Here is a 2,290-nt window from a genome sequence, read left to right on the forward strand (position 1 = left end):
AGGGTTGTGTATTTTGTATTTCTGGTTTTTTTGGAAATTTTTCACCTGTTAAGATCTTGTTTTTTAATTATTTACGGAATTAAGTATTAACTTCGAGATCTTTGATGTAATCTTCATTTTCATAAAAAAAGCGCTCAAAAGCATCCATGTTTTCATAGAAAAAATCAAATATTGTTTCCCAGGTATTTTTATTATTAATACTTATTCCATTTAATTCAACCCAGATACGGCTTACTATTTTTCCGCTTTCAAGATAAAAGTTTCTTTCAAAAACAGCTTCTGGAAGGTATTCTTCAAGGAGAATCATTTTTAAGGATTCTACTTTTTCATAGTAAATTTTACGTTTTTCTTCATCACGTGGTTCAATTTCTAATAGTACCTGTGCTTTTTTATTATCGACATAAAATTTAAAGCTTACATCTTTAATTTTTGTATTGTAAAGCAGCCATTTTCTGGGATAGGCTTCTGCAAATTTTGTCCAGAATTCTTTTTTAATTTGTATACTTTCTTCTTTACTGTACATTGTTTTAAAGTTTTAAAAATTGGTATATCCAAAAAATAGTTTTAACTTTAAAGGATTGATTGTTTTTAAAACAATAAGTTTACTATGGTTAAAACTTTGCAAAAATGGAATTTTCTGATTTTATAAAATATGTTCCAAAAATAGCAAAAGAAACGCTACCGGCAACCGATGCTCACGCAAAAATGGTGCCGCCGGAACGTATTGAGTTTTTGCAAAAGCAAAGTTTAATTAATACAATACCCAAAAAAGCAGCTGTATTAATGCTTTTGTATCCTAAGAGCAGTCAAACACATATGGCGCTTATTGTCAGAAATTCTTATCCCGGAATTCATGCGTCCCAAATTGCTTTTCCTGGAGGGAAAGTTGAGGTTTATGATAAGGACTTATCGGATACGGCTTTGAGAGAAACACATGAGGAAATCGGTGTTCCCAAAGAAAAAGTAGAAGTCATCCGTGCGTTTAGTGAAGTATATATTCCGCCAAGTAACTATTTAGTGTCGCCTTTTTTAGGTTTCTCTAATGAAGAATTATTTTTTAAACTTAATCCTGAGGAAGTTTCGGGGATAATTGAATTACCCCTTCATCAGTTTTTGGATGAAAGTACTGTAGTTACAGTAAGTATGACCACTTCGTATGCTAAAGATATTATGGTTCCAGCTTTTCAAATTGGAGAGTATCTGGTTTGGGGGGCAACAGCTATGATGATGAGTGAGTTAAAAGAATTAATCAAAAGAGTCGTTTAAAAAAAAAATGATACATTTGCCAGCTCAAAAATATACATAGATTATGGGATTATTTAGAAGAAATCCTTTTGGACATATACTTTTTATTAAGCGTTGGCTTATTTTAATTTTCGGAATGTTTACTCATCGCAGGTACAGGGGATTTAATGAGCTTCAAATAGACGGTTCTGAGATAATCAGAGCATTGCCTGATAAAAATGTGTTGTTTATTTCGAATCATCAGACTTATTTTGCTGATGTGGTTGCAATGTTTCATGTTTTCAATGCGAGTTTGAAAGGACGTGAGGATAATATTAAGAATGTTGGTTATTTATGGAATCCAAAACTTAATATGTATTATATAGGTGCAAAAGAAACACTTCAGGCTAATTTACTGACCAGAATAATGGCTTATGTTGGAGCTATTTCAATTGAAAGAACCTGGCGGTCAGACGGTAAAGATTTGGAAAAGCATGAGCAAAAAAAAGTTAATTTAAATGATTTTAAAAATATTCAAATAGCTTTGGAAGATGGCTGGGTGATAACTTTTCCCCAAGGTACAACCAAATCTTTTAAACCGGTGAGAAGAGGAACAGCTTATATAATAAAGCAATACAAGCCAATAGTCGTGCCTATTGTTATAGATGGTTTCAGACGTTCCTTTGATAAAAAAGGATTGAGGCTCAAGAAAAAAGGAATATTGCAGTCCTTTATAATTAAAGAACCTCTTAAAATTGATTATGAAAATGACTCTGTAGAAGATATTGTAGAAAAGATTGAATTTGCAATTGAGCAACATCCTTCTTTTTTAAAAGTGCTTTCTGTTGAAGAAATAAAAGAACAGGAAGAGCTTGACAAACTCCGAAGATGGAATATTGATTAAGAATATTTGATTTTTATATGTAAAGAATCAATAGTTTTAAATTTTAATCGATTATAAATAAACGGAAATCCGTTATTGAAAACCACACTCTTAAGTGTGGTTTTTTATTTTAAGAAAAATATTACAAATATATTTTTTTATTTGAAATAAAATTCTTACAAT

Annotated in this window: 3 protein-coding genes; 2 read left to right on the top strand and 1 reads right to left on the bottom strand. The window is 30.9% G+C overall.

Features of this window, described 5'->3' with window-relative positions:
• Nucleotides 1-79: 79 nt before the first annotated feature.
• A complete protein-coding gene (locus EZM65_RS15300; RefSeq protein WP_136669432.1) occupies nucleotides 80-523 on the bottom strand; it encodes a DUF4268 domain-containing protein in 444 nt (147 codons plus the stop codon).
• Nucleotides 524-627: 104 nt separating this feature from the next.
• Here EZM65_RS15300 and EZM65_RS15305 point away from each other — a divergent pair, with 104 nt between their 5' ends.
• Both EZM65_RS15305 and EZM65_RS15310 read left to right on the top strand, forming a co-directional pair.
• Complete coding sequence (locus tag EZM65_RS15305; protein ID WP_136669433.1) at nucleotides 628-1,266, top strand: CoA pyrophosphatase; 639 nt, start codon at nucleotides 628-630, stop codon at nucleotides 1,264-1,266.
• A 43-nt stretch (nucleotides 1,267-1,309) separates the two neighbouring features.
• A complete protein-coding gene (locus EZM65_RS15310; RefSeq protein ID WP_136669434.1) occupies nucleotides 1,310-2,128 on the top strand; it encodes a 1-acyl-sn-glycerol-3-phosphate acyltransferase in 819 nt (272 codons plus the stop codon).
• Nucleotides 2,129-2,290 lie beyond the last annotated feature (162 nt).

Source organism: Flavobacterium sp. H122 (assembly GCF_004959765.1).
Classification (GTDB): Bacteria; Bacteroidota; Bacteroidia; order Flavobacteriales; family Flavobacteriaceae; genus Flavobacterium.